General features: G+C 66.6%; 20 protein-coding genes and 1 pseudogene. 12 read left to right on the forward strand and 9 right to left on the reverse strand.

What is annotated here, in order from left to right; all coding sequences use genetic code 11:
• Positions 1 to 18: 18 nt before the first annotated feature.
• From EO99_RS0113825 to EO99_RS0113845, 5 genes are all read right to left on the reverse strand, one after another.
• The gene (locus EO99_RS0113825) at positions 19 to 1,071 is read right to left on the reverse strand and encodes a sensor histidine kinase (RefSeq protein WP_029619229.1); all 1,053 of its coding nucleotides are present in this window, start codon (positions 1,069 to 1,071) and stop codon (positions 19 to 21) included.
• 176 nt (positions 1,072 to 1,247) lie between these two features.
• Positions 1,248 to 2,345 carry a catalase family protein gene (locus EO99_RS0113830; protein WP_029619230.1) on the reverse strand — a complete coding sequence of 366 codons (1,098 nt, stop codon included), beginning with the start codon at positions 2,343 to 2,345 and terminating at the stop codon, positions 1,248 to 1,250.
• Positions 2,345 to 4,594: a xanthine dehydrogenase family protein molybdopterin-binding subunit gene (locus EO99_RS0113835; protein ID WP_029619231.1), complete on the reverse strand. Its 2,250-nt coding sequence runs from the start codon at positions 4,592 to 4,594 to the stop codon at positions 2,345 to 2,347. The genes EO99_RS0113830 and EO99_RS0113835 overlap by 1 nt, the downstream gene beginning before the upstream one ends.
• Before the next feature lie 11 nt (positions 4,595 to 4,605).
• A complete protein-coding gene (locus EO99_RS0113840; protein ID WP_029619232.1) occupies positions 4,606 to 5,622 on the reverse strand; it encodes an FAD binding domain-containing protein in 1,017 nt (338 codons plus the stop codon).
• Positions 5,619 to 6,140 (reverse strand): (2Fe-2S)-binding protein, encoded by a 522-nt coding sequence (locus tag EO99_RS0113845; protein WP_051679846.1) that lies wholly within the window; start codon positions 6,138 to 6,140, stop codon positions 5,619 to 5,621. The genes EO99_RS0113840 and EO99_RS0113845 overlap by 4 nt, the downstream gene beginning before the upstream one ends.
• A gap of 209 nt (positions 6,141 to 6,349) precedes the next feature.
• Here EO99_RS0113845 and EO99_RS27430 point away from each other — a divergent pair, with 209 nt between their 5' ends.
• A complete protein-coding gene (locus tag EO99_RS27430) occupies positions 6,350 to 6,580 on the forward strand; it encodes a hypothetical protein (protein ID WP_139015037.1) in 231 nt (76 codons plus the stop codon).
• 62 nt (positions 6,581 to 6,642) lie between these two features.
• On the opposite strand, the gene EO99_RS0113855 is transcribed toward EO99_RS27430, so the two are convergent.
• The gene (locus EO99_RS0113855) at positions 6,643 to 8,316 is read right to left on the reverse strand and encodes a methyl-accepting chemotaxis protein (RefSeq protein ID WP_037111941.1); all 1,674 of its coding nucleotides are present in this window, start codon (positions 8,314 to 8,316) and stop codon (positions 6,643 to 6,645) included.
• A gap of 371 nt (positions 8,317 to 8,687) precedes the next feature.
• On the opposite strand from EO99_RS0113855, the gene EO99_RS28090 reads away from it, so the two are divergent.
• Positions 8,688 to 9,422, forward strand: coding sequence for a hypothetical protein (locus EO99_RS28090; protein WP_051679847.1), 735 nt, complete (start codon positions 8,688 to 8,690; stop codon positions 9,420 to 9,422).
• Positions 9,367 to 10,923: a DNA-packaging protein gene (locus EO99_RS0113865; protein WP_235776816.1), complete on the forward strand. Its 1,557-nt coding sequence runs from the start codon at positions 9,367 to 9,369 to the stop codon at positions 10,921 to 10,923. The genes EO99_RS28090 and EO99_RS0113865 overlap by 56 nt, the downstream gene beginning before the upstream one ends.
• A 34-nt stretch (positions 10,924 to 10,957) precedes the next feature.
• On the opposite strand, the gene EO99_RS27440 is transcribed toward EO99_RS0113865, so the two are convergent.
• The gene (locus EO99_RS27440; RefSeq protein ID WP_156034782.1) at positions 10,958 to 11,095 is read right to left on the reverse strand and encodes a hypothetical protein; all 138 of its coding nucleotides are present in this window, start codon (positions 11,093 to 11,095) and stop codon (positions 10,958 to 10,960) included.
• Between the two features lie 156 nt (positions 11,096 to 11,251).
• Between EO99_RS27440 and EO99_RS0113875 the strand changes: the two genes are divergently transcribed.
• The 3 genes from EO99_RS0113875 to EO99_RS0113885 all read left to right on the forward strand — a co-directional run bounded on the left by EO99_RS0113875 (position 11,252) and on the right by EO99_RS0113885 (position 13,850).
• Positions 11,252 to 11,872, forward strand: coding sequence for a lysozyme family protein (locus EO99_RS0113875; protein WP_029619238.1), 621 nt, complete (start codon positions 11,252 to 11,254; stop codon positions 11,870 to 11,872).
• Positions 11,873 to 11,960: 88 nt separating this feature from the next.
• Complete coding sequence (locus EO99_RS26300; RefSeq protein ID WP_156034784.1) at positions 11,961 to 12,614, forward strand: hypothetical protein; 654 nt, start codon at positions 11,961 to 11,963, stop codon at positions 12,612 to 12,614.
• 42 nt (positions 12,615 to 12,656) lie between these two features.
• Positions 12,657 to 13,850, forward strand: coding sequence for a phage portal protein (locus EO99_RS0113885; protein ID WP_081852058.1), 1,194 nt, complete (start codon positions 12,657 to 12,659; stop codon positions 13,848 to 13,850).
• A 5-nt stretch (positions 13,851 to 13,855) separates the two neighbouring features.
• Here the strand turns inward: EO99_RS0113885 and EO99_RS0113890 are convergent, their stop codons facing one another.
• Positions 13,856 to 14,746, reverse strand: a complete 891-nt coding sequence (locus EO99_RS0113890) for a phosphatase PAP2 family protein (protein ID WP_162179308.1) — start codon at positions 14,744 to 14,746, stop codon at positions 13,856 to 13,858.
• Positions 14,747 to 15,060: 314 nt separating this feature from the next.
• On the opposite strand from EO99_RS0113890, the gene EO99_RS0113895 reads away from it, so the two are divergent.
• The 6 genes and pseudogenes from EO99_RS0113895 (at position 15,061) to EO99_RS0113920 (ending at position 18,871) form a co-directional block, all read left to right on the forward strand.
• Positions 15,061 to 15,378: a DUF6107 family protein gene (locus EO99_RS0113895; RefSeq protein WP_029619242.1), complete on the forward strand. Its 318-nt coding sequence runs from the start codon at positions 15,061 to 15,063 to the stop codon at positions 15,376 to 15,378.
• 226 nt (positions 15,379 to 15,604) lie between these two features.
• Entirely contained in the window at positions 15,605 to 16,210 is a 606-nt protein-coding gene (locus EO99_RS0113900) for an HK97 family phage prohead protease (protein ID WP_051679850.1), read from the forward strand.
• The gene (locus tag EO99_RS0113905; RefSeq protein ID WP_029619244.1) at positions 16,207 to 17,487 is read left to right on the forward strand and encodes a phage major capsid protein; all 1,281 of its coding nucleotides are present in this window, start codon (positions 16,207 to 16,209) and stop codon (positions 17,485 to 17,487) included. The genes EO99_RS0113900 and EO99_RS0113905 overlap by 4 nt, the downstream gene beginning before the upstream one ends.
• Positions 17,488 to 17,568: 81 nt before the next feature.
• Positions 17,569 to 18,136, forward strand: a pseudogene (locus EO99_RS25730) (head-tail connector protein).
• A gap of 4 nt (positions 18,137 to 18,140) precedes the next feature.
• Positions 18,141 to 18,476: a phage head closure protein gene (locus tag EO99_RS0113915; protein WP_029619245.1), complete on the forward strand. Its 336-nt coding sequence runs from the start codon at positions 18,141 to 18,143 to the stop codon at positions 18,474 to 18,476.
• The gene (locus EO99_RS0113920) at positions 18,473 to 18,871 is read left to right on the forward strand and encodes a DUF3168 domain-containing protein (RefSeq protein WP_029619246.1); all 399 of its coding nucleotides are present in this window, start codon (positions 18,473 to 18,475) and stop codon (positions 18,869 to 18,871) included. The genes EO99_RS0113915 and EO99_RS0113920 overlap by 4 nt, the downstream gene beginning before the upstream one ends.
• Here EO99_RS0113920 and EO99_RS0113925 read toward each other — a convergent pair.
• Complete coding sequence (locus tag EO99_RS0113925) at positions 18,834 to 20,078, reverse strand: MFS transporter (protein ID WP_051679851.1); 1,245 nt, start codon at positions 20,076 to 20,078, stop codon at positions 18,834 to 18,836. The two genes, EO99_RS0113920 and EO99_RS0113925, sit on opposite strands and share 38 nt — an antisense overlap.
• Positions 20,079 to 20,117 lie beyond the last annotated feature (39 nt).

Consider the following 20,117-nt stretch of genomic DNA (forward strand, 5'->3'; position numbering starts at 1 on the left):
AATAGCAAGTCATGTTTCCTATGCCGCTGAGGAAAGGTCGGCCTGGACGTCGGAGGTTTCCCGACGGCTGATGGTGACCACCGTACCCGGGTTCGCGTCGGTCAGCGTGATCACGCCGTTCAGGTTCTTCACGAGCGCCTCCACGATACCCGTTCCCAATCCTGCCTTGGGTGCATCCTCCCCGCCGGGCATTCCGATTCCGTTGTCGGCGATGGAAAGCGTCCAGTCCTCGCCCGACGAACGGTAGTCGATCGCGATCGTCCCGATCCGGTCGTCTGGAAAGGCGTGCTTGAGGGCATTGATCACGAGTTCTGTCAGGACGAGCCCCAGACTGATGGAGACCTCTGCATCGACGATGCTGTCATCGACGGTGACCTGAATCGACAGCCGCTCCGGCTCGGCGATCATCGATGCGCCAAGACTTTGGCAGAGCTGCGTGAAGTAGGTACGCAGTTCGATGCTGCCGCCGGGGGATGCGGAAAGCTGTCGCTGCAGGGCTGCGATGGACATGATCCGGTGACGGGCATCCTGGAGATGTCCGCGTGCCTCTTCCGACTGAACGCGCCGTGCGCTCTGCATGAGAACGCTGGCAATGATCTGCAGACTGTTGGCGACCCTGTGCTGGACCTCCTGCAGCAGGATGGCCTTGTCGCGGATCAGGTCATCCTTCAGGCGGGCTGCGGCGCGCATGTCGGTGACGTCGGTTATGGCGAGAAGCAGACGGATGTGGTCGAGGTCGCCGTCGTCGAGCGTTTGCGCATGGACGACCAGCTGCCGCGTTTTCTGGTCTGGTCGCTTCAGGTCGATCTCGTATGACTCGACACTCGCACTGCCGGTCGCGGTCGCCGTCAGCAGGGACTGGAGCTTGGGCATTGCCCATTCCCCGTTGCCAAGTTCGCCGAGGCGCTTGCCGGAAACGGTCGCGGGGTCGATCTCGAACGCCCGGCAGAAGGATGTGCTCGCCGCAATGATCCTGAGATCATCGGACAGGAACAGCAGCGGATCCTTGGATGATATCACCACGGCAAGCGTGCTCGCCGCTTCCAAATGGTCTGTCGGTATCTGTGGCATGAACAGGCCCTCAAGGGCCGAAGACTCACGGAGCAAGTCATGACTCGGCAGGTGCGTCGAAAAGCCGATAAGGTCACGTCCGACAGAGGCACAGTAACACACGGATGCGTGTCCGTTGAATCAATTCTCCCGGCCTGACTTCCAGGCTGCCCATCGGTCGCAAGGCAGGTGCCCCGTCAGCCGAACGGACACTTCAGCGGCTCCGTCACCGGGGTCGCGTTGCGCTCCGACCGGAAGGCGGCGGAGCGTTCGTAGGCGAGTTGCCGCAGTCGCATGATCGCGCCGAGCGGCTGGTGGGCGGCAAGGCCGTTCCAGGGGCTGAAATGCATGCCGTCATCGACCTGTCGCGACAGCTCTTCGCTCCAGCCCTGTTGCGGCCCGGCGGTGATGCGCGCGACGGTGACGAAGGGGCTCTTCTCCTCGTCCCAGGCCTCGACGCCCTCGACGGGCATGGCCTCGAGATCGGTGCAGAGCTGTACCTGCAGGTCCCAGACGGCGGTCTCCGCCTTGAAGAACTCATCCGTCGCATGGCGCAGGATATCGGGGTCCTCGGAGGTATCGACCGTGGTGCCCGTCAGCGCCTTGAGATTGTCGGAGGCGGGGACGACGGCGATTTTTGCGATGTGCTCGCCGTAGCGCAGCGGCAGCTGGGCAAAGAAGCTGTCGCCGAGAATATGGGTCTCCGGATTGCCGCCCATGGTCTTCAGGACGGCGCTCTGCTTGCCGAGTTTTTCCAGCCCGCCCTCGACCGTCTTGAACACCTTGGAGACCATCTCCTTGACGCCCTCCATACGGTCGGTGGTGGCGGCGAGCAGCTTCAGGTTCTTCAGGAAGGCCTTGCCGGAGGGGGAGTTGAACTCCTTTCCGTTGACCATGACGAAGTCCTGGCTGCGCGAGGCAAATGACCCCGGCAGCCGCGGGCCCTCGACGTTCAGCACCTTGAGCGCCATGCCGCGCGGCGTCGAGACGCTGTCGTGGAGAAGGTCGCCCGGCGTCGTCGAGAGGCGGATCACCGCCTCGTATTCTCCCGGCTTGGCAAACAGTCCCTGCGCCAGCGCTGGCGGCAGGCCGTCCAGCACCTCGAAGCGGGCCGAAAGCAGACCGTGGCTCTTGGCGTGCACGGAGCGGATCGCATGGCCGGAATCGGCGAAGGTCTTCTCGCAGATGGAAACCATGGTCTCGGCGATCTTGCGGGCGGTCTCCGGCTCGTCGGGCTCGACCGTTTCGACGTCCGGACGGTAGCGGACGGGGGTATTGGAGAGTTGCGTGCGCATCAGTTGGGCAAGCCTTCCATGATCTTGTCGATGGTGATCGGGAAATGCCGGTGGCGGGTGCCGGTGGCATGGTAGATGGCGTTGGCGACGGCGGCACCGACGGCGACGATGCCGATTTCGCCGAGCCCCTTGACGCCGATCGGGCTGGCCTTGTCGTCCTCTTCCGTCACGAAGATCACCTCGATGTCCTGCACGTCGGCATGCGCCGGCACGTGATATTCGGCAAGGTTATGGTTCATGATGCGGCCGCTGCGGTGGTCGATCATGCTTTCCTCGTGGAGCGCCATGCCGAGCCCCATGACGACGCCGCCGAGCACCTGGCTGCGCGCCGTCTTCGGATTGATGATCGTGCCGGCGGCGACCGCGATCACCACCCGCGTCACCCGCGGCACGCCCAGCTCCGCATCGATCTTCACCTCGGTGAATATGGCCGAATGGGTGTAGCTGACGAATTTCTTCGCCTGCTCCTCGTCGGGCGCCACCTTGCCGTGGCCTTCCACCGAGGACATCCCCTGGCTGCCGAGGATGTCGGCGATCGCGAGGCCAACCTGGTCGTTTCGGTCGAGCACGAGGCGGTTGTCGCGGATCGCCAGATCCTCGACGGCAGCACCGGCCAGCGGCGAACTGTCGAGCTTCTGGGCGAGCGACAGCAGCGTCTTGCGGATCTCGAAGCAGCCGGCCTGGACGGCGGAGCCGCTGGAGGCGGCCGTCCACGAACCGCCCTCGACGGCGGTCTTTGCCAGCGAGGAATCGCCGATCAGCACGCTGACGCGGTCGGCCGTCTGGCCGAGCCCCTGGGCGGCGATCTGCGCAAGGATCGTATAGGTGCCGGTGCCGATGTCGGAGGCGGCCGCCGCGACGGTGATCGAGCCGTCCGGGAAGAGCCGGACCTTGGCCTCCGCCGGCGACAGGGTCGCTTCCCAGACGCCGGTCGCCACACCCCAGCCGACGAGATCCTGGCCGTCGCGCATGGAGGCAGGTTCGGCCGAGCGCTTCGACCAGCCGAAGCGTTCGGCGCCCTGGCGGTAGCAGAGGTCGAGCGCCTTGGAGGTGAGCTGCAGGTCGTCGTTCTGGTCGTAATCGACGAAGTTGGCGATGCGGAACTCGAGGGGATCCATGCCGACCTCGTAGGAGAGCTCGTCGATGGCCGATTCCAGCGCCAGGAAGCCGGTCGCCGCACCGGGTGCGCGCATGTCGCCCGGCGTCGAGACCGTCATCTTGGCCAGTTCATAGGAAAGGGTGACGTTGTCGCACTTGTAGGCAAGGCCCGACCAGTTGACGACATTCTCCTGGTAGTCCTCGTAGAGCGAGGTGGTCTGCACCGCATGGTGGCGGATCGACATCAGCTTGCCGTTGGCATCGGCTGCGACCAGCATCCGCTGCACCGTCGGCGGGCGCCAGGTAAGATAGAACATCTCGCGCCGGCTCATCTCCACCTTGACGGAGCGCTTGAGGTCGAGGCTCGCCATCACCGCGAAGAACAGCTGGTGCTTCGGGCGCAGGCCCGAGCCGAAGGCGCCGCCGACATAGGCGTTGATGACGCGCACGGTCTCGGGCTTCAGCCCGAAGATGCCGCAGACATAGCCCTGGCTGTTCTGCGACCCCTGCGTCTTGTCGTAGACGGTCAGGTTGCCGTCCTCGGCACGGATCACGGTGGTGCCGAAGAGCTCCATCGGGTTGTGATGCTCACCCGCCTGGACGTATTCCGCCGAGATCTTGTGGGGTGCGGCGGCATAGGCGCCTTCCGCGTCGCCGCGCGGGTCGGACGGCAGGAAGGCCTCCTTGCGCGGCACCGGCGGCGGGTAGCTCTTTGCCTGCTCCACCTCGATGTCCGTATGCGGCTCCTCGGCCTGGTAGTCGACGCGGATCAGGTCGGCGGCGTCGCGGGCGGCCTCGAAGCTCTCGGCGATGACGAGCGCGATCGGCTGGCCGTCGTAGAGGATGCGGTCATTCTCCAGCGGCCGGAAGGGATGGCCGGGAAGCGCCACCTCGTCCTTCCAGGTATCGTCGGACGAGGCGGTCGCCGGCCGGTTCTGATGGGTATAGACCTTGACGACGCCCGGGAAGTTCTCCGCCGCGGAGGTGTCGATGGAGGTAATGCGGCCGCTGGCGATGGTGGCATAGAAGGCGTGGCCGACCAGCATGCCGGGCTCGTCGTATTCCGCCGCATAGGGAGCGGTGCCGGTGACCTTCAGCGGCCCGTCGATGCGCGGCAGCGGAAATCCGATGATGTTCTTTTCGTTCTGCATGGGGATCTCCTTCACCGCAGCTGCTTTTCGGACTGGACCTGCGGCGTGCCCTCGGCCGCCTGCGACAGCGCCCGGACGATCGCCTTCTTCGCCATCGGGATCTTGAAGTCGTTGTCGCCCTGGCCCTGTGCTCCGGCAAGCAGCCGGTCGGCCACGGCGGCAAACGTCTCCCGGTTGGCCGGCTGGCCGGCAAACTCCGCCTCCGCCAGCGTGTCGCGCCAGGGCTTGTGGGCGACGCCGCCAAGCGCGACGCGCAGGTCGACGATCATGCCGTCCTTGACGTCGAGGGCGGCAGCCACCGAAACCAGCGCAAAGGCATAGGAAAGCCGGTCGCGCAGCTTCAGATAGCTGTGGTGGGCGGCAAAGTGATTGCCCTCGAGCCGGACGGCGGTGACGATCTCGCCGTGCTTCAGCGTGTTGTCATGCTCCGGATGATCGCCCGGCAGCCGGTGGAAGTCCGCAAACGGGATGTCGCGGCGGCCGTCCGGTCCCTCGACCTCGACGGTGGCGGCAAGGGCTGCGAGCGCCACGCACATGTCGGAGGGGTGGGTGGCGATACAGTGCTCGCTGGCGCCGAGGATGGCATGGATGCGGTTGACGCCGCCGATCGCCGCGCAGCCCGACCCCGGCTCGCGCTTGTTGCAGGGCGTCGAGGGGTCGTAGAAATAATAGCAGCGGGTGCGCTGCAGGAGATTGCCGCCGGTGGTGGCGGCGTTCCGGAGCTGCGGCGAGGCGCCGGCGAGGATGGCGCTGGCGAGCAGCGGATAGCGCTCGGCGACGCGCGCATCATAGGCGACGGCGGCATTGGAGACGAGCGCGCCGATGCGCAGCGACCCGTCCGGCAGCTCCTCGATCTCCTTCAGGGGGAGGCGGTTGATGTCGATGATGGCGGCCGGATGCTCGACGTCGTATTTCATCAGGTCGACGAGATTGGTGCCGCCGGCGAGTACCCGGGCCTGCGGATTGGCGGCGAGGGCAGCGACGGCTTCGCCGAGATTTTCGGCGCGGGTATAGGTGAAGGGCCTCATTCTGCGGCCTCCTTCTGCGACGCGCCCGAGCCCTGGCCCATCACGTCCTCGATGGCGTCGGCGATGTTCACATAGGCGCCGCAGCGACAGATATTGCCGCTCATCATCTCGCGGATTTCCTCGCGGGTGCTGGCGTGGCCTTCCTTGAGGAGGGCCACGGCGGAACAGATCTGTCCGGGCGTGCAGTAGCCGCACTGGTAGGCGTCGTGCTCGACGAAGGCCTTCTGCATCGCGTGCATCTCGTCGGGGGTGCCGAGACCCTCGATGGTGGTGATCTCGGCGCCGTCGAGCGTGACGGCGAACTTCAGGCAGGAATTGACCCGCTCGCCATCGACGAGGACGGTGCAGGCGCCGCACTGCCCGTGGTCGCAGCCCTTCTTCGTGCCCGAGAGCTGCATGGGACCGCGCAACAGGTCGAGCAGTGTCACCCAGGGGTGGATTTCGAGGTCCTGGCGGTTGCCGTTGATCGTCAGCGCGACGCGGTTCTTCGGCTGTGTGTCTGCCGTTGCGATGTCCATGGAGGAGGCCCTTTCCGGAAATTGTGCCGGACTAACGGGAGGGGCAAGTGATTGTTCCTGACACCCTTGCCGCGGCCGCCCGGTTCCGGCTCGGTCCCCGCGTCCCGGCCGTTGGCGCAGCGGCGACCGGCATCTCGAAAGAGGCCCCGGGAACCAATGCGGGGAACCGCTGTTTTCCTGCCATCACCACTGAGACAAGGGTGAATGGCATGCTCCGATTACATCAGATCTGCTTCTGTGCGCTGGCCTTCATCAGCCTGCAACTCGCGATCGCGACCGGCCTTCGGGTCGGCGGCTGGACCGGGTTCTGGATGGCGGCGACATCCATAATCCTGCTCTTCCTGCTGGTCGTCGACGAACTGTACGGCATCGACCTCAAGGAGGTCATGTATTCGCAGCCGCAGGAGAAGCGCCGCCGGCGCGACCGGGACCACAGGTGATCCCGTAAAAGGGCCGCTTCGATGGCGAAGCAGCCCTTCTCTTTGTCGGATCGACGCGCCGTCTATGCGGCGCGGCGGGAGAAGCCGGACGCCTTGTCCTCGAAGCGGAACTGTTCCAGCAGCTGGAAGAGCGCCTTGGCCTCCTCGGCCAGCCCGTGGCTTGCGGCGGTCTGTTCCTCGACCATGGCAGCATTCTTCTGCGTGCTCTGGTCGACGCTGTTGATCGACTGGTTGATGCCGCCGAGGGCCAGCGACTGCTCGCGGGCGGCATCGACGATGGCGACGATGTCCTGATTGATTTCCTGTACGTGGCCGGCGATTTCCTGCAGTGCCTCGCCGGCCTTGCTGACGAGCGACACGCCGCTGCTGACATGGGTGCCGGACGCCGTGATCAGCGTCTTGATCTCCTTGGCGGCGGCCGCAGAGCGCTGTGCGAGTTCGCGCACTTCCTGCGCCACGACCGCAAAACCCTTGCCGGCTTCCCCGGCGCGGGCTGCCTCGACGCCGGCATTCAGCGCGAGCAGGTTGGTCTGGAAGGCGATCTCGTCGATCACGCCGATGATGCTGGAAATTTCCCGCGACGACTGGTCGATCTTGTCCATGGCCGTGATGGCTTCGCGGACGATCTCGCCGGAATGATCGGCATGCGCCTTGGCGCGCCCGACGAGACGGCCGGAATCCTCGGCCCGGCGGCTGGAATCCTTGACCGTCGTGGTGATTTCCTCGAGTGCTGCCGCGGTCTCCTCGACGGACGCGGCCTGCTGCTCGGTGCGGCGTGCCAGATCGTCGGCGGCGGTGCGGATTTCATGGGCGCCGGAGGAAATCGCCTGGGCGTTGAGGCGCACGGTATGCATGGCGTCCTTCAGGCGCGCGGAGGCGGCGTTGAAGTCCTTGCGCAGCTTGTCCAGCGACGGAATGAAGGGCTTGTCGATCGTCTGCGACAGGTCGCCATTGGCAAGGTTATTCAGACAGTGGGCGAGCTGCTCGACGTTTTCGACCCGGCACGTCACGTCGGTGGCGAATTTGACCACCTTGATGACCTTGCCCTTCAGGTCGAAGACCGGGTTGTAGGAGGCCTGGATGAAGACCGAGCGGCCGCCCTTGCCGAGGCGCCGGAATTCGCCCGCGACGAACTCGCCCGCGTTCAGCTTCTGCCAGAACTCGCGGTATTCGGCGGAGTTTGCCTGAGCCGCTTCGATGAACATGCTGTGGTGACGGCCGACTATGTCCTGAAGCGAATAGCCGAGCGCCGACAGGAAGTTCTCGTTGGCGGAGATGATGGTGCCATCCGGCTTGAATTCGATGGAGGCCTGGGCGCGGTTGACAGCGTTGATCTTGGCGTCCGTATCGATGGCGTGCAGCTTGGTCTCGCTGATGTCGTTGGCGAATTTGACGATCTTCACGACCTTGCCGGCGCTGTTGCGGATCGGGTTGTAGTTGCCGCGGATGTAGATCTCGGCGCCGTTCTTGGCCACGCGCGTGAACTCGCTGCAGATGAATTCGCCGTTGCGGAGCTTGCTCCAGAAGGCGGCGTATTCGGCTGAATCGGCATAGTCCCGGTCGAGGAACATCCGGTGTTTCTTGCCGATGATTTCCGCTTCGGAATAGCCCATCAGGTCACAGAAGTTCTTGTTTGCCTTGACGATCGTGCCGTCGAGCTTGAACTCGATGATGGCCATCGAGAGATCGAGCGCCCCGAGAATATTGTTGGAGTTGGATGCAAAAATGTTCAGCATGCGCTGCAGGCCCCAGGGTGGTTCAGGCGAGATTGCCTTGGGCTCTATTCTCGCATGAGATTGTTAAGAATGCCGAAAGCGTTCGTCCGCAGAGGGTTGTCGAGCTCCGAAGACGGCGGCGGTATGCCGTGACATCGGCGCTAAAAGATAAAATCGCCGTGATAGGAATTTAATCCTTGACGGCGTGACGGTGCTTTGCTATCGTTCAGTCACAGTCAAAGATCTGTAGCCGGCGACAAGCCGGTTGAAGACCTTTCAGTCAAAGTTGGCCCGGCCCCCTGCGCCGGGCCTTTTTTCGTTCAGACGCGGCCGTTGTGGCGCCTCGGGGGATTCCTCGCGGCGGAGCCTGGCGCGTCGTGGAGGATAGCGCCATGCAAGCCTTTGAGCGGACCTGGGATGATCGAGGCGGGCAAGGGGACCCGGTTGCGGGTCCGGCGCCGTCCGATTTGTTCGATCCGGCATGTGCAGACCTCAGCCTGTTCGGCTGCTGGGCCGCGGCACCCGCCTATGGCAAGGCGCTGCCCGAGGACGATGCGCTCGTCGACGACGTGCGGGCGGTCGTGCTCGAGATCAAGTCGGCCGCGGCGCCGGCGGTCTCTCCCGCCGAGGCACTGCGCCAGCTCCTGAACGAGATGACGGTGGAGATGCGCGAGCAGTTCGAGTCGTTCCGAGCGATGCGGGCGGCCGCCGACGCGGCGCTCCAGGGCGGCGACGAGGCCGCCGGCAAGCTTGCCCGTGCCGACATCAAGGCGGCGACCGACGCCATGTCGCTGATCGTCCGCACGCTGGAGAAGGTCGACAGCCTGCAGCGCCAGCTCGCCCGCGACCGCGAGGACGATGCCGAGCGGACGGCGGATGCGAGCGGGTATGAGGAGGCGAAGAAGCGCTTCCTGCAGATGATCGAGGACCGCGCAAATGAAGGGGCTATCCGTCTTTACGAGGAATGGAAACGCGATGGTCCACCGGCCGGCGTCTTGCTTCGGTCGGGAGGCGAGGCTGCCCAGCCAGCGCACGCAGAGGCGGAGGCTGGAAGCGATATTGGGCAAACACGTGAAGACTTTAACAGGGGTGGACAGGACGGCCGGCGAAATTGCGGCGGCGCGTGACGCGCAGGTGGGTGCCATCGGTAAGGGGCAGTCATTGATTGACGCGATGGGCCGTCTGGAGGCCGTCGGGCTTCCTCCGATCTCCCCCCTTGAGGGGGAGATGTCGCCGAAGGCGACAGAGGGGGGTGGCGGTCTTGTTGAACAGGAGCCTGGGGCCTTACCCCCCTCTGCCCTGCCGGGCATCTCCCCCTCAAGGGGGGAGATCGACCTGCCGATAGGCCTGCTTCCCTCGCGTGACGGCAGTGAGGAGCAGACGAATGACGACGAATATTCCGGCTTTCAGCTCGGCCATACACGGGACTGGGATCTCAGCGGCCGTCGCGACCAGAAGCCGCCGGAGGGCGGGTGGCGGACGTGGTTGCTGATGGGGGGGCGCGGGTCGGGGAAGACGCGGGCCGGGGCGGAATGGGTGCAGGCGCTGGCCTCGGCCGGCGCCCGTTCGGACCTGCGCATCGCGCTGGTGGCGGAGACGCTGGGCGAGGCGCGCGAGGTCATGGTGGACGGCGTCTCCGGCATCTGCCGGATCGCCCGCAGGCACAGGCCGGACTTCGAGATTTCCCGCCGGCGGCTGGTCTGGCCGAACGGGGCGATCGCCCAGATCTTCTCCTCGGAAGATCCCGAAAGCCTGCGCGGGCCGCAGTTTCACTATGCCTGGTGCGACGAGCTGGCGAAATGGAAGCATGCGGAGGAGACCTTCGACATGCTGCAGTTCGGGCTGCGGCTCGGGCAGGATCCGCGCCAGCTGGTGACGACGACGCCCAGGCCGGTGCCGCTTCTGAAGCGGCTGCTCTCCGATGTGGACACCCGGCTGGTGCGCATGGAAACGCGCGGGAATGCGCAGAACCTGGCGCCGGGTTTCATCGCCGCGCTGGAGAAACGCTATGGCGGCACGCGGCTCGGGCGCCAGGAGATCGACGGCGAACTGATCGAGGATCGCGAGGACGCGCTCTGGAAACGCGACGAGATCGAGGCCTGCCGGCTTCGGGTGACCGAGGCGCTGCGTCGGATCGTCGTGGCGGTCGATCCGCCCTCCGGTTCGGGCGAAACCTCCTGCTGCGGCATTGTCGTGGCGGGGCTCGATGCCGGCGGCCGGGCGGTGGTGCTGGCCGATTGCTCGGTGGAAGGCATGAGCCCGGCGGGCTGGGCGAACGCGGTGGCGAATGCCTACCGCCGCTTTGCCGCCGACCGCATCGTCGCCGAGGTCAACCAGGGCGGTGAGATGGTGGCGGCGATGCTGCGAAGCGTCGACGCGGCGCTGCCGCTGACGCTGGTGCGGGCCACGCGCGGCAAATACCTGCGCGCCGAACCGGTCGCGGCGCTCTACGAGCAGCGGCGGGTGGTGCATGCGGGACGGTTCGTGGCGCTGGAAGACCAGATGTGTGATTTCGGGCCGGACGGGCTGTCGTCGGGCCGCTCGCCCGACCGGCTGGATGCGCTGGTCTGGGCGCTGACGGCGCTCCTGATCGACGGGCAGGGGGAGCCCCGGATCAGGGGGATCTGACCGGAGCGACACCGCGCTCCGACCAGTGTGGCGATCACTCGGCGGCGGGCAGCGGCTTTGCCGGCTGGGGTACGCTCTCGCGCATCTGGCGCCATTCGGACTCGAGACGATCGAGGACGTGCTGGGGAATGGGCTGTGTCGGCTGCGGGGCCGGAATCTGGGGGTGCATCATCATGACTTCTCCTGTTCGAAAGGCCGAGCAAAACGCCCCGTCACCCCGTTGGTTCCACAGCGTGAACGAAATGTAAATCGCGCCGTAAACGCTTAAAACGATTTAGTTTTTCTAAACCGATTGAAACATGAGGGTTGGCAGGGGAGACGGGCATCCATGGTTCACGAAACGATCGACAGGGCCTCTTTCTTCGCCGACATCCGCCCCATCCTGTTCGGCGGACGGCTGGCGAAACGGCAGGTGGAAGGGCTTTCGGCGATTCTCGACGGCTGGCAGGCACGGGTGGGCGAGGGCGACCGAAGGCAGCTCGCCTATGTGCTGGCGACCGCCTTCCACGAGACGGCGGCGACCATGCAGCCGGTGCGCGAGACGCTGGCAAAGAGCGATGCCGAGGCGGTGCGCCGGCTGGAGCGGGCCTTCGCGGCCGGACGGCTGGCGACGGTGAGGACGCCCTACTGGCGGCCCGAGCCCGACGGCCGCTGCTGGCTTGGCCGCGGCCTGGTGCAGCTGACGCACCGCAGGAACTACGAGGCCATGTCGAAGCTCGTCGGCTGCGACCTCGTCGCCGAGCCGGCGCTGGCCATGCGCATGGACGTGTCGGTGGCGGTCCTCATCGAGGGCATGCGCCGCGGCAGTTTCACCGGCCGCCGGCTCGACGAGTTCTTCGCAGACGCCGTCGAGGACTGGCAGGGCGCAAGGCGCATCATCAACGGCACCGATCGCGCCGTTCTGGTGGCGGGTCACGGGAGGGCGTTCGCGAGGGCCTTGCGGGCCTGAGCGGCGATCTTGGCTGCCGCATGGAACCGTGATGCGCCTCGCGTGGTTGCACACGCACTCTCTCTGGCGGTTTGGCAAGGACAGCATCATGTGGACATGGCTCATCGACAATGCCGCTGTCGTCTCGGCGCTCTCCAGCCTGGCCATGCTGGGTGTCTGGCTGATTTACCTGCAGCTCTTCTACAGCAGCTACCGCCACCGGCAGCGGCCGAAGATCCTGATCACCCGGGGCGGTGGGCACACCATCAAGTCGCGCTGCATCCTGACCAACATGAGCCCGGAGATCGTCTTCATCGAGGCGGTCATCCTGAAGCTCAAGCTGAGTGACCGCGAGGTGCTGTGCTCGCTGAGCGACATCGACAGGGTCGGCCGCAAGGGCATGGACCAGCGCAGCGAACTGTTCCAGGGACCGCTCTCCAGTGGTGAATACCTGGACCTCGGCACCTTCAAGGACCTGATCGTCGCGGCCATGCAGGACGGCGACGCGGAGGCGGCGATCGAGAGCCTCGAGGAACTGGTGGTCACCGCTGTCGGCAGCTACACCTGGCACGACCAGCTGGCCGCCGCCGAACGGTGCTTCACGGTTCGCACCGAGGGGGCCCGAAAGCTTCTCGACCCGGATCAGATCACCGCCCGGCAGATCCGCTCGCGCCGCGAAAAGCAGAAGATCACCCATATCCTGACGGAACAGTCGAGCCAACTGGCCCGGTCGAGGAGCGGCAAGTCAGAGGTGCGCGGGTAACCCGGGATCCGGGGTCTGCCGCCGAGCAAGGAGCCACAGACAATGAGATCTCCCTTCAGGCTGCCGTGGGTTTCCACCGGCGGGGCAAGAGGCGTGTCTTCGCTACCCCCGGGCGCAGCCGCCGTCGAGGCGAAGGCGGCGGGCTTTGCGATCGTCGCCGGCGATGGCGTGGCGCATTGGTCGGGCCGCTCCTACGGCGCGCTGTCGCGGGCGGGCTTCATGAAGAACCCGGTGGCGCACCGGGCGGTGCGGCTGGTGGCGGAGGCTGCCGCCTCCGTGCCCTGGCTCGGCTATGACGGCGATGCCGAGCTTGCGGATCATCCGGCGCTGGCGCTTCTGGCGCAGCCGAACGGGCGTCAGGCCGGGCCGGATTTCTTCGAGGCGCTCTATGGCCACCTGATGCTCTCCGGCAACGCCTATGTGGAGCCGCTGCAGCTCTCCGGAACGCTGCGCGAACTGCACCTCTTGCGGCCCGACCGGGTGAGCGTGGTGGAGGCGCGCGACGGATGGATCGCGGCCTACGACTACCGCGCCGGCCATGTCACGCGGCGGCTGCCGGCAGAGGTGCCGGCGGGCAGCGGCGGGGTGGCGCTGCTGCACCTGAAGCTCTTCCATCCGCTCGACGATCACCTGGGCTTTCCGCCGCTCGGCGCCGCCGGGGCAGCGCTCGATCTCCACAATGCCGCCGGCGAGTGGAACAAGGCGCTGCTCGACAATTCGGCGCGGCCCTCCGGCGCGCTCGTCTACCAGCCGAAGGACGGCGGCAATCTGTCGCCGGACCAGTACGAGCGGCTGAAGGAGGAACTGGAGGCCGGCTATTCGGGGGCGGTCAACGCCGGGCGGCCGCTGCTGCTCGAAGGCGGGCTCGACTGGAAGTCGATGGGCTTTTCGCCGAAGGACATGGATTTCATCGAGGCGAAGAACGCCGCAGCGCGCGACATCGCGCTCTCGCTCGGCGTGCCGCCGATGCTGATCGGCATACCCGGCGACAATACCTATGCCAATTACCAGGAGGCGAACCGCGCCTTCTACCGGCTGACGGTGGTGCCGCTCCTGACGCGCACCGCGGCAAGCCTGTCGGCCTGGCTGTCGCAGGCTTACGGCGAACCGATCCGGCTGGAGCCGGATCTCGACCGCATCGCGGGCCTGTCCGCCGAGCGCGATGCGCTATGGGCGCGGGTCGGCGCGGCCGGGTTCCTGAGCGACGAGGAGAAGCGCCAGGAGGTGGGGTACTGAGGCTGTCAGGCCTTGGAAGCAACCAGCGTGCGCTTGCCGCGCCTGGTTCCGCGTGCCGGCTGCGTCCGAGACACAAACGACAGGCCGACGGCGACACCGGACCGCAGCCGGCGGAGCGCTCTGCGTCGCCGTGCGTGAAGCGCAAAGCCAAGACGGCTGAGATCGGCATCGAGCTTGATGTCGCAGGACTGGGACCCCGGACGCACGTAGATCAGGTACCAGAGGCCGACGGCCACCATGCCCATCAGCCCGGCGGCAATCAGCACGTCCGACAGGAAGTGGGCGCCGAAGGCGATGCGGTTGAGCGCTGTGGCGGCGGCGAAGGCCGAGAGCAGCACGAGGACGCAGCGGCGCCAGATCACCGGCACAAAGAAGGCCAGCGGAATCAGGCAGACGACGACGGCCGCCTCGCCGGAGACGAAGGAGCGGTCCTCGAAGAAGTTGCCGCCCATGCTCCAGGCCGGCACGAATGGCTGGTCGCCACCGAGCTCAAGGACGTTGCGCGGGCGCGGGCGATCCCACAAGGGCTTCAGGATGCCGTTCACCAGCAGCGCCGGCCCGAGCAGGAAGAGGCTCGCGAAATAGACCGTGAAGCGCGGCGAGAACAGGCAAGGCCGGCTCGGATAGGCGATCTTCAGGATAAGGCCGAACAAGAGCACGATGGACAGCGTCAACGGGAAATACTGGCCGACGGCGCGGAAGGTGTTCAGCGCCTCGATTTCGCCGGCGGGGAAGCCCCGGCCTTCGACGTAGAACAGCCGGCTCACCGCCAGGTCGATCTGCGGAAAGGCCGAGAGCAGCATCGAGAAGGTTGCCGTGAAGAGAGCCGAGAGGAGCATAGGCTTTTCCCAGACGGTGCCGCGGGGCACCTGTCCGGGTTGCACGACGTAGACCATGTTCATTCCCCCGTTTGAACGTGGGAACAGTTAAGCCGAGTTAGATGTAGGCTGTGTGACGATGGCGGTTTTGCACAGGGCAGACGATCGCGCCCGGCACCAGGCTGAGGCGCGCGGTGCTGACGTGTCAGGTGAAGACGTTGATCCGCTGCGTGAAGACGCGGAATCCCGCTGTGAGGAAAGACCGCCAAACGATTCGGAAGATTGACGGAAACCGGCACGGACGCATCCGGAGCGAGGCGGCATCCGCCGCCCTGCGGGCAGGGATGCCGGTGATTGGCGCAGGATCATCTTAATTAGAGAAGGTTAATGAAATGGCCGACTTCTCCCATGACGGCGGTCTGTCGACCGCGCGGCTGATCGGGGCGGTCTCCGGGGCCGCGATCTCGCTGGCCTATCTGCTGCCGAAGGACCGGCAGGAGGCGGCGGTGCGCTTCCTGACCGGGGTCGCCACCGGCATCATCTTCGGCGGATCGACGGGCCTGTGGATCGCCACCCGGCTGCAGGTGGCGACCAGCCTCTCGGCCGGCGAGATCATGCTGATGGGATCGGCCTTCGCCAGCCTCTGCGCCTGGTGGGGGCTCGGCGTGCTGGCCCGGGTGTTTGCCCGCTACGGCGGACGGGGGCGGTAGGACTCATGTCGCAGGACTAATTTGACCAAGTTCCCCTCCCGGCCTGCCGGCCACCCTCCCCACAAGGGGGAGGGGACGTGGGGTGAGGCCTTGCTCCCTCTCTTCGGCGCAGCTGAGCGCCTGGGGACCATGAGGATTGAGACCGTGCCGCGGATCTCCCTCCCCCTTGTGGGGAGGGTGGCCGGCAGGCCGGGAGGGGTATTTGCAACATTGCAGGAGAATGCCAATGCACGCCAACCGCGGGCAGCGTACCGCCGTGCGCACGACGCACCGACCGAGCGGGCGAAAATTCGCCAATCTGGAGCTTTCCGGCATTGCCGGCGACGGGCGGTTTTCCGGCTATGCCTCGGTCTTCGGCGAGGTCGATCTCGGCAAGGACCGGATCGAGCGCGGGGCCTTTCTGAATTCGCTGGTCGAGCGCGGCGCCCGTGGCGTGCGCATGCTCTACCAGCATGATCCGGCCGAGCCGATCGGCGCCTGGACGGTGATCCGCGAGGATGCCCGCGGGCTCTATGTGGAGGGCGTGCTGTCGCCAGGCGTCGCCCGGGCGCGCGAGGTCTTCTCGCTGATGAAATCGGGCGCGCTCGACGGCCTGTCGATCGGCTTCCGGACGGTCAAGGCGCGCAGCGATCCGAAGACCGGCGTGCGCCGCATCCTGGAAGCCGACCTCTGGGAGATCTCGGTGGTGACCTTCCCGATGCTGCCCTCGGCGCGCGTCTCCGACGTCAAGCAGGCGCGGTTCTTCCGGGACCGCGAAACCGAACTCGTCCGCCACATGCGGCGGGCGGCGAAGACGATGTTCAAATCCAGCTTCAAAGGAAAAGCGACATGACGGACAGGGTGACGATATCGCGCGAAGTGAAGGCGGCTCCCGAGGTGAAGGCGGTGCCGGAGACGGTGACGGCGGCCTTCGAGGACTTCATTGAGGCCTTCGAGGCCTTCAAGGATGTCAACGACCGCAGGCTCGGCGAGATCGAGCAGAAGCTGACGGCCGACGTGGTGACGCGCGACAAGATGGACCGTGTCAACCGCGCCATGGACGAGCAGAAGAAGCTGCTCGACCAGCTGGTGCTGAAGAAGGCGCGGCCGGCGCTCGGGTCCTCGCAGGGCCTGGGCCGCGAGCTGTCGCCGGAGGCGGAAGAACACAAGGCGGCCTTCGACGCCTATGTGCGCCGCGGCGAGGACGGCGGCTTGCGCGAACTGGAGGCGAAGGCCTTTTCCGGGTCGGTTGCCGCCGACGGCGGCTATCTGGTGCCGCCGGAGACCGACACCGAGATCGGCCGGCGGATTTCGATCGCCTCGCCGATGCGGGCGCTTTCGACCGTCCGGACGGTGTCTTCGGCCGTGCTGAAGAAGCCTTTCGCCGCCTCGGGCCTTTCGACCGGCTGGGTGGCGGAAACCGCGGCGCGGCCGCAGACCAGCACGCCGCAGCTCTCCGAACTCTCCTTCCCGACCATGGAGCTCTACGCCATGCCGGCGGCGACCCAGGCGCTGCTCGACGATGCGGCGGTCGACATCGAGGCCTGGATCGCCGGCGAGGTGGACATCGTCTTTGCCGAGCAGGAGGGCGATGCCTTCATCCGCGGCGACGGCGTCAACCGGCCGAAGGGGTTCCTGACCTATACGGCGGTGGCGGAAAGCGCCTGGACCTGGGGCAACCTCGGCTATGTCGCGACCGGCGCGGCCGGCGCCTGGAAGACGACCGGGCCCTCCGACACGCTGGTCGACGTCATCTATGCGCTGAAGGCCGGCCATCGCCAGAACGGCACCTTCCTGATGAACCGCAAGACGCAAGCAGACGTGCGCAAGTTCAAGGATGCCGACGGCAACTATCTGTGGCGCCCGCCGGCGAGCGCCGGCCAGCCCGCCTCGCTGATGGGCTTTCCGATCGCCGAGGCCGAGGAGATGCCGGACGTGGCTGCCAATGCGCTGGCGGTTGCCTTCGGTGATTTCCGCTCCGGCTATCTGGTCGTCGACCGGGCCGGCGTGCGCATCCTGCGCGATCCCTATTCCGCCAAGCCCTATGTGCTCTTCTACACCACCAAGCGCGTCGGTGGCGGGGTGCAGAACTTCGAGGCGATCAAGCTGGTGCGGTTTGCGGCGGCGTGAGCCGCCGGCAGTAGGCAGGCAATAGGCAGTGGGCATCGCTGCCTAGTGCCTCCTCACTAGCCCCTCCCAAAAGGACATCCCATGACCTACGCCCAGACCACGCCGCCCACCGCGGAGCCGCTGACGCTTGTCGAGGTGAAGGCGCATCTGCGGCTCGACGGCGGCGAGGAGGATGCGCTGCTGCTCTCGCTGATCACGACGGCGCGAGCATCTGGAGCGCGAGACGGGGCTCTGCCTGATGGCGCAGTCCTGGCGGCTCTACCTCGACGACTGGCCGGGTGACGGCGTCATTCGCCTCGCGAAAGCGCCGGTGCAAGCGATTCAGATGATTACGGTTTACGATGCCGACGGCGCACCGGTTGAAGTGTCACTTGAGGATCATCTGCTCGACGGCGAGGGACGGCCAGCGCGGCTGTGGCTGAAACATCCGCCGGCGCCGGGGCGAGCGATGAACGGCATCGAGATCGATTTTACCGCCGGCTACGGCGAGGCCGGCACCGATGTACCGGGGACGCTGAAGCGGGCCATGCTGATCCACATCGGCCATATGTTCGCCTTCCGCGGCGTGCTCTCGCCCGACCAGCAGCCGGCGGGCATTCCCGACGGTTACGAGCGGCTGATCGGGCCCTTCCGGATGCGGAGGCTCTGACGTGATGCCTGTGCTCTTCTTCGATCCCGGCCAGATGACGGCGCGGCTCGACCTCGAGACGCCGCAGGAGGTGCCGGACGGGCAGGGCGGGGCAACGTCCGGGTGGACGCTCACGGCCTCGCTCTGGGCGCGGATCGAGCCGCTCTCGACCATGCTCTCGGAGGAGGCCTCGGCGGAGACCGGACGGATCACGCACCGCATCTGGCTGCGGTTACGCAGCGATGTCTCCGCCGGCCAGCGGTTGCGCAAGGGCGGCCGCATCTTCCGGGTGAAGCTGGTGCAGGACCCGGACGAGACGGAACGCTATCTCGTCTGCCAGTGCGAGGAGGATGCCCGATGACGGCCGCCAATGCTCTGCTCGTCGCCATCCACGCACGGCTTTCTGCCGATGCGGCGCTGGTGGCGCTGATCGGCGCCGACGGCATCCGCGACCGGCTGCTGCCGCGCCCGGCGTTGCCCTGCATCGTCTTCGGCGAGGTGGAGACGCGCGATTACTCGACGGCGAGCGAGGCCGGCGAGGAGCACCGGCTGTTGCTGGAGGTCTGGTCCGAGGCGGAAGGGCGACGGCAGGCGGAGGAGATTGCCGGGCGGCTGCGGGAGCTTCTGCACGACGCACCGCTCTCGCTTTCGGGCCATGCGCTGGTAAGCCTCACCCATGTACGCACGCGCACCGGCCGGCAGCCGAAGGCAAAACTGTTCATGGCCGAGCTGCAGTTTCGGGCGGTGACGGAGTGACGGGCGGGCGGGCATGCGCCTGCCGCACGAGCCGGACCAGGAGGACGATCGAGAGGAGCGCGACGCAGGCGAGCCCGCCGGCAAAGACGGTGGCCGCCTGATAGCCGAGGCGGTCGAGAAGCGCGGTGAAGATCACCGGCGCTGCGGCATTGGCGAGGTTCTGCGGCAGCGAGAGGCGCGCCGACTGCAGGCCGAATTCGCGCGGCGAAAACAGCGCCAGCGGCAGCACGGCGCGGGCGACGGCAAAGATGCCGGAGCCGAAGCCGTAGAGCAGCATGAAGATCCAGAGGCCGGCGGTCGAGCCTGGCATCGCAAGCAACAGGGCGAGGCCGCCGAGGATGAGCAGACAACCGGCGGACGCCGTGAGAAGCGGACTGCCGCGTTTGCCAAGCAGCATGTCGATGAAGCGGGCGGAGATGCCGAAGACGCCGCGCGCGGCGGCGAGCTGCAGCGCCAGCTCCGGCGTGGCGCCCGCCTGCTGCAGGAGTTCGAGGAGCGCCGGCGCCAGCCCGAAGGTGACGAAGGAGCTGATGGTGACGGCGCAGGCGACGAGCAGGAAGGCCTGGCGCCGCTCCGGCTCCGATAGCGGCACCGGCGGCCGCTGCGCCTGCGTCTGTCCTTCCGCTGTGACCGCCAGCGGCTTCGGCAGCGCGAAGAGATAGAGCGGCACGCAGACGAAGAGCTGCAGGGCCGCGCAGGCGGCAAAAGTGAGCCGCCAGCCGACGAGATCGTTGAAGAGCGCCAGCAGCGGCCAGAAGATGGTGACGGAGAGGCCGGTAAACAGCATCAGGATGGCGATGACGCGCTTTGCATCCTGCCCCTCGCGTTCGACGACGGCGGTATAGGCCGGGGCCGACAGGCCGAGGGCGCCGCCCAGCCCGATGACGACCCAGGCGAGGAGATAGACGACGGCACCGCTGCTGACCGCAAGCAGCGCCAGGCCTGCGGCAAAGGCCGTGGCGCCGAGCGCAAGCACGCGGGCGGCGCCATGGCGCTCGAGCAGGCGGCCGACACTCGGACCGGCGAGCGCGCTGACGATCATCATCACGGTGAGGCCACCGAAGATCACCTCGTTGGGGAGGGCAAGCTCCGGCGCGATGATGCGGCCCATGACGCCGAGCACCTCGAACGAGGTGCCCCAGCCGGCGAGCTGCGTCACGGCGAGGACGGCGATGGTCTGGGCGGAGCGTCTGGTGAGGAATGCCATGGGGGCCGGAATCGCGGAAGGGTGACGCAGACTTAGCAG

This window comes from Pseudorhizobium marinum (assembly GCF_000705355.1).
GTDB lineage: Bacteria > Pseudomonadota > Alphaproteobacteria > Rhizobiales > Rhizobiaceae > Neorhizobium > Neorhizobium pelagicum.

Bases quoted from the DNA above. Each gene is read 5' to 3' on its own strand.
- EO99_RS0113925 (WP_051679851.1), bottom strand. From the start codon at position 20,078: ATGGCATTCCTCACCAGACGCTCCGCCCAGACCATCGCCGTCCTCGCC.
- EO99_RS0113855 (WP_037111941.1), bottom strand. From the start codon at position 8,316: ATGCTGAACATTTTTGCATCCAACTCCAACAATATTCTCGGGGCGCTC.
- EO99_RS0113875 (WP_029619238.1), top strand. From the start codon at position 11,252: ATGGTTCACGAAACGATCGACAGGGCCTCTTTCTTCGCCGACATCCGC.
- EO99_RS0113840 (WP_029619232.1), bottom strand. From the start codon at position 5,622: ATGAGGCCCTTCACCTATACCCGCGCCGAAAATCTCGGCGAAGCCGTC.
- EO99_RS0113895 (WP_029619242.1), top strand. From the start codon at position 15,061: ATGGCCGACTTCTCCCATGACGGCGGTCTGTCGACCGCGCGGCTGATC.
- EO99_RS0113835 (WP_029619231.1), bottom strand. From the start codon at position 4,594: ATGCAGAACGAAAAGAACATCATCGGATTTCCGCTGCCGCGCATCGAC.
- EO99_RS26300 (WP_156034784.1), top strand. From the start codon at position 11,961: ATGTGGACATGGCTCATCGACAATGCCGCTGTCGTCTCGGCGCTCTCC.
- EO99_RS0113920 (WP_029619246.1), top strand. From the start codon at position 18,473: ATGACGGCCGCCAATGCTCTGCTCGTCGCCATCCACGCACGGCTTTCT.
- EO99_RS0113830 (WP_029619230.1), bottom strand. From the start codon at position 2,345: ATGCGCACGCAACTCTCCAATACCCCCGTCCGCTACCGTCCGGACGTC.
- EO99_RS27440 (WP_156034782.1), bottom strand. From the start codon at position 11,095: ATGATGCACCCCCAGATTCCGGCCCCGCAGCCGACACAGCCCATTCCC.
- EO99_RS0113915 (WP_029619245.1), top strand. From the start codon at position 18,141: ATGCCTGTGCTCTTCTTCGATCCCGGCCAGATGACGGCGCGGCTCGAC.
- EO99_RS0113905 (WP_029619244.1), top strand. From the start codon at position 16,207: ATGACGGACAGGGTGACGATATCGCGCGAAGTGAAGGCGGCTCCCGAG.
- EO99_RS0113900 (WP_051679850.1), top strand. From the start codon at position 15,605: ATGCACGCCAACCGCGGGCAGCGTACCGCCGTGCGCACGACGCACCGA.
- EO99_RS28090 (WP_051679847.1), top strand. From the start codon at position 8,688: ATGCAAGCCTTTGAGCGGACCTGGGATGATCGAGGCGGGCAAGGGGAC.
- EO99_RS0113885 (WP_081852058.1), top strand. From the start codon at position 12,657: ATGAGATCTCCCTTCAGGCTGCCGTGGGTTTCCACCGGCGGGGCAAGA.
- EO99_RS27430 (WP_139015037.1), top strand. From the start codon at position 6,350: ATGCTCCGATTACATCAGATCTGCTTCTGTGCGCTGGCCTTCATCAGC.
- EO99_RS0113845 (WP_051679846.1), bottom strand. From the start codon at position 6,140: ATGGACATCGCAACGGCAGACACACAGCCGAAGAACCGCGTCGCGCTG.
- EO99_RS0113890 (WP_162179308.1), bottom strand. From the start codon at position 14,746: ATGGTCTACGTCGTGCAACCCGGACAGGTGCCCCGCGGCACCGTCTGG.
- EO99_RS0113825 (WP_029619229.1), bottom strand. From the start codon at position 1,071: ATGCCACAGATACCGACAGACCATTTGGAAGCGGCGAGCACGCTTGCC.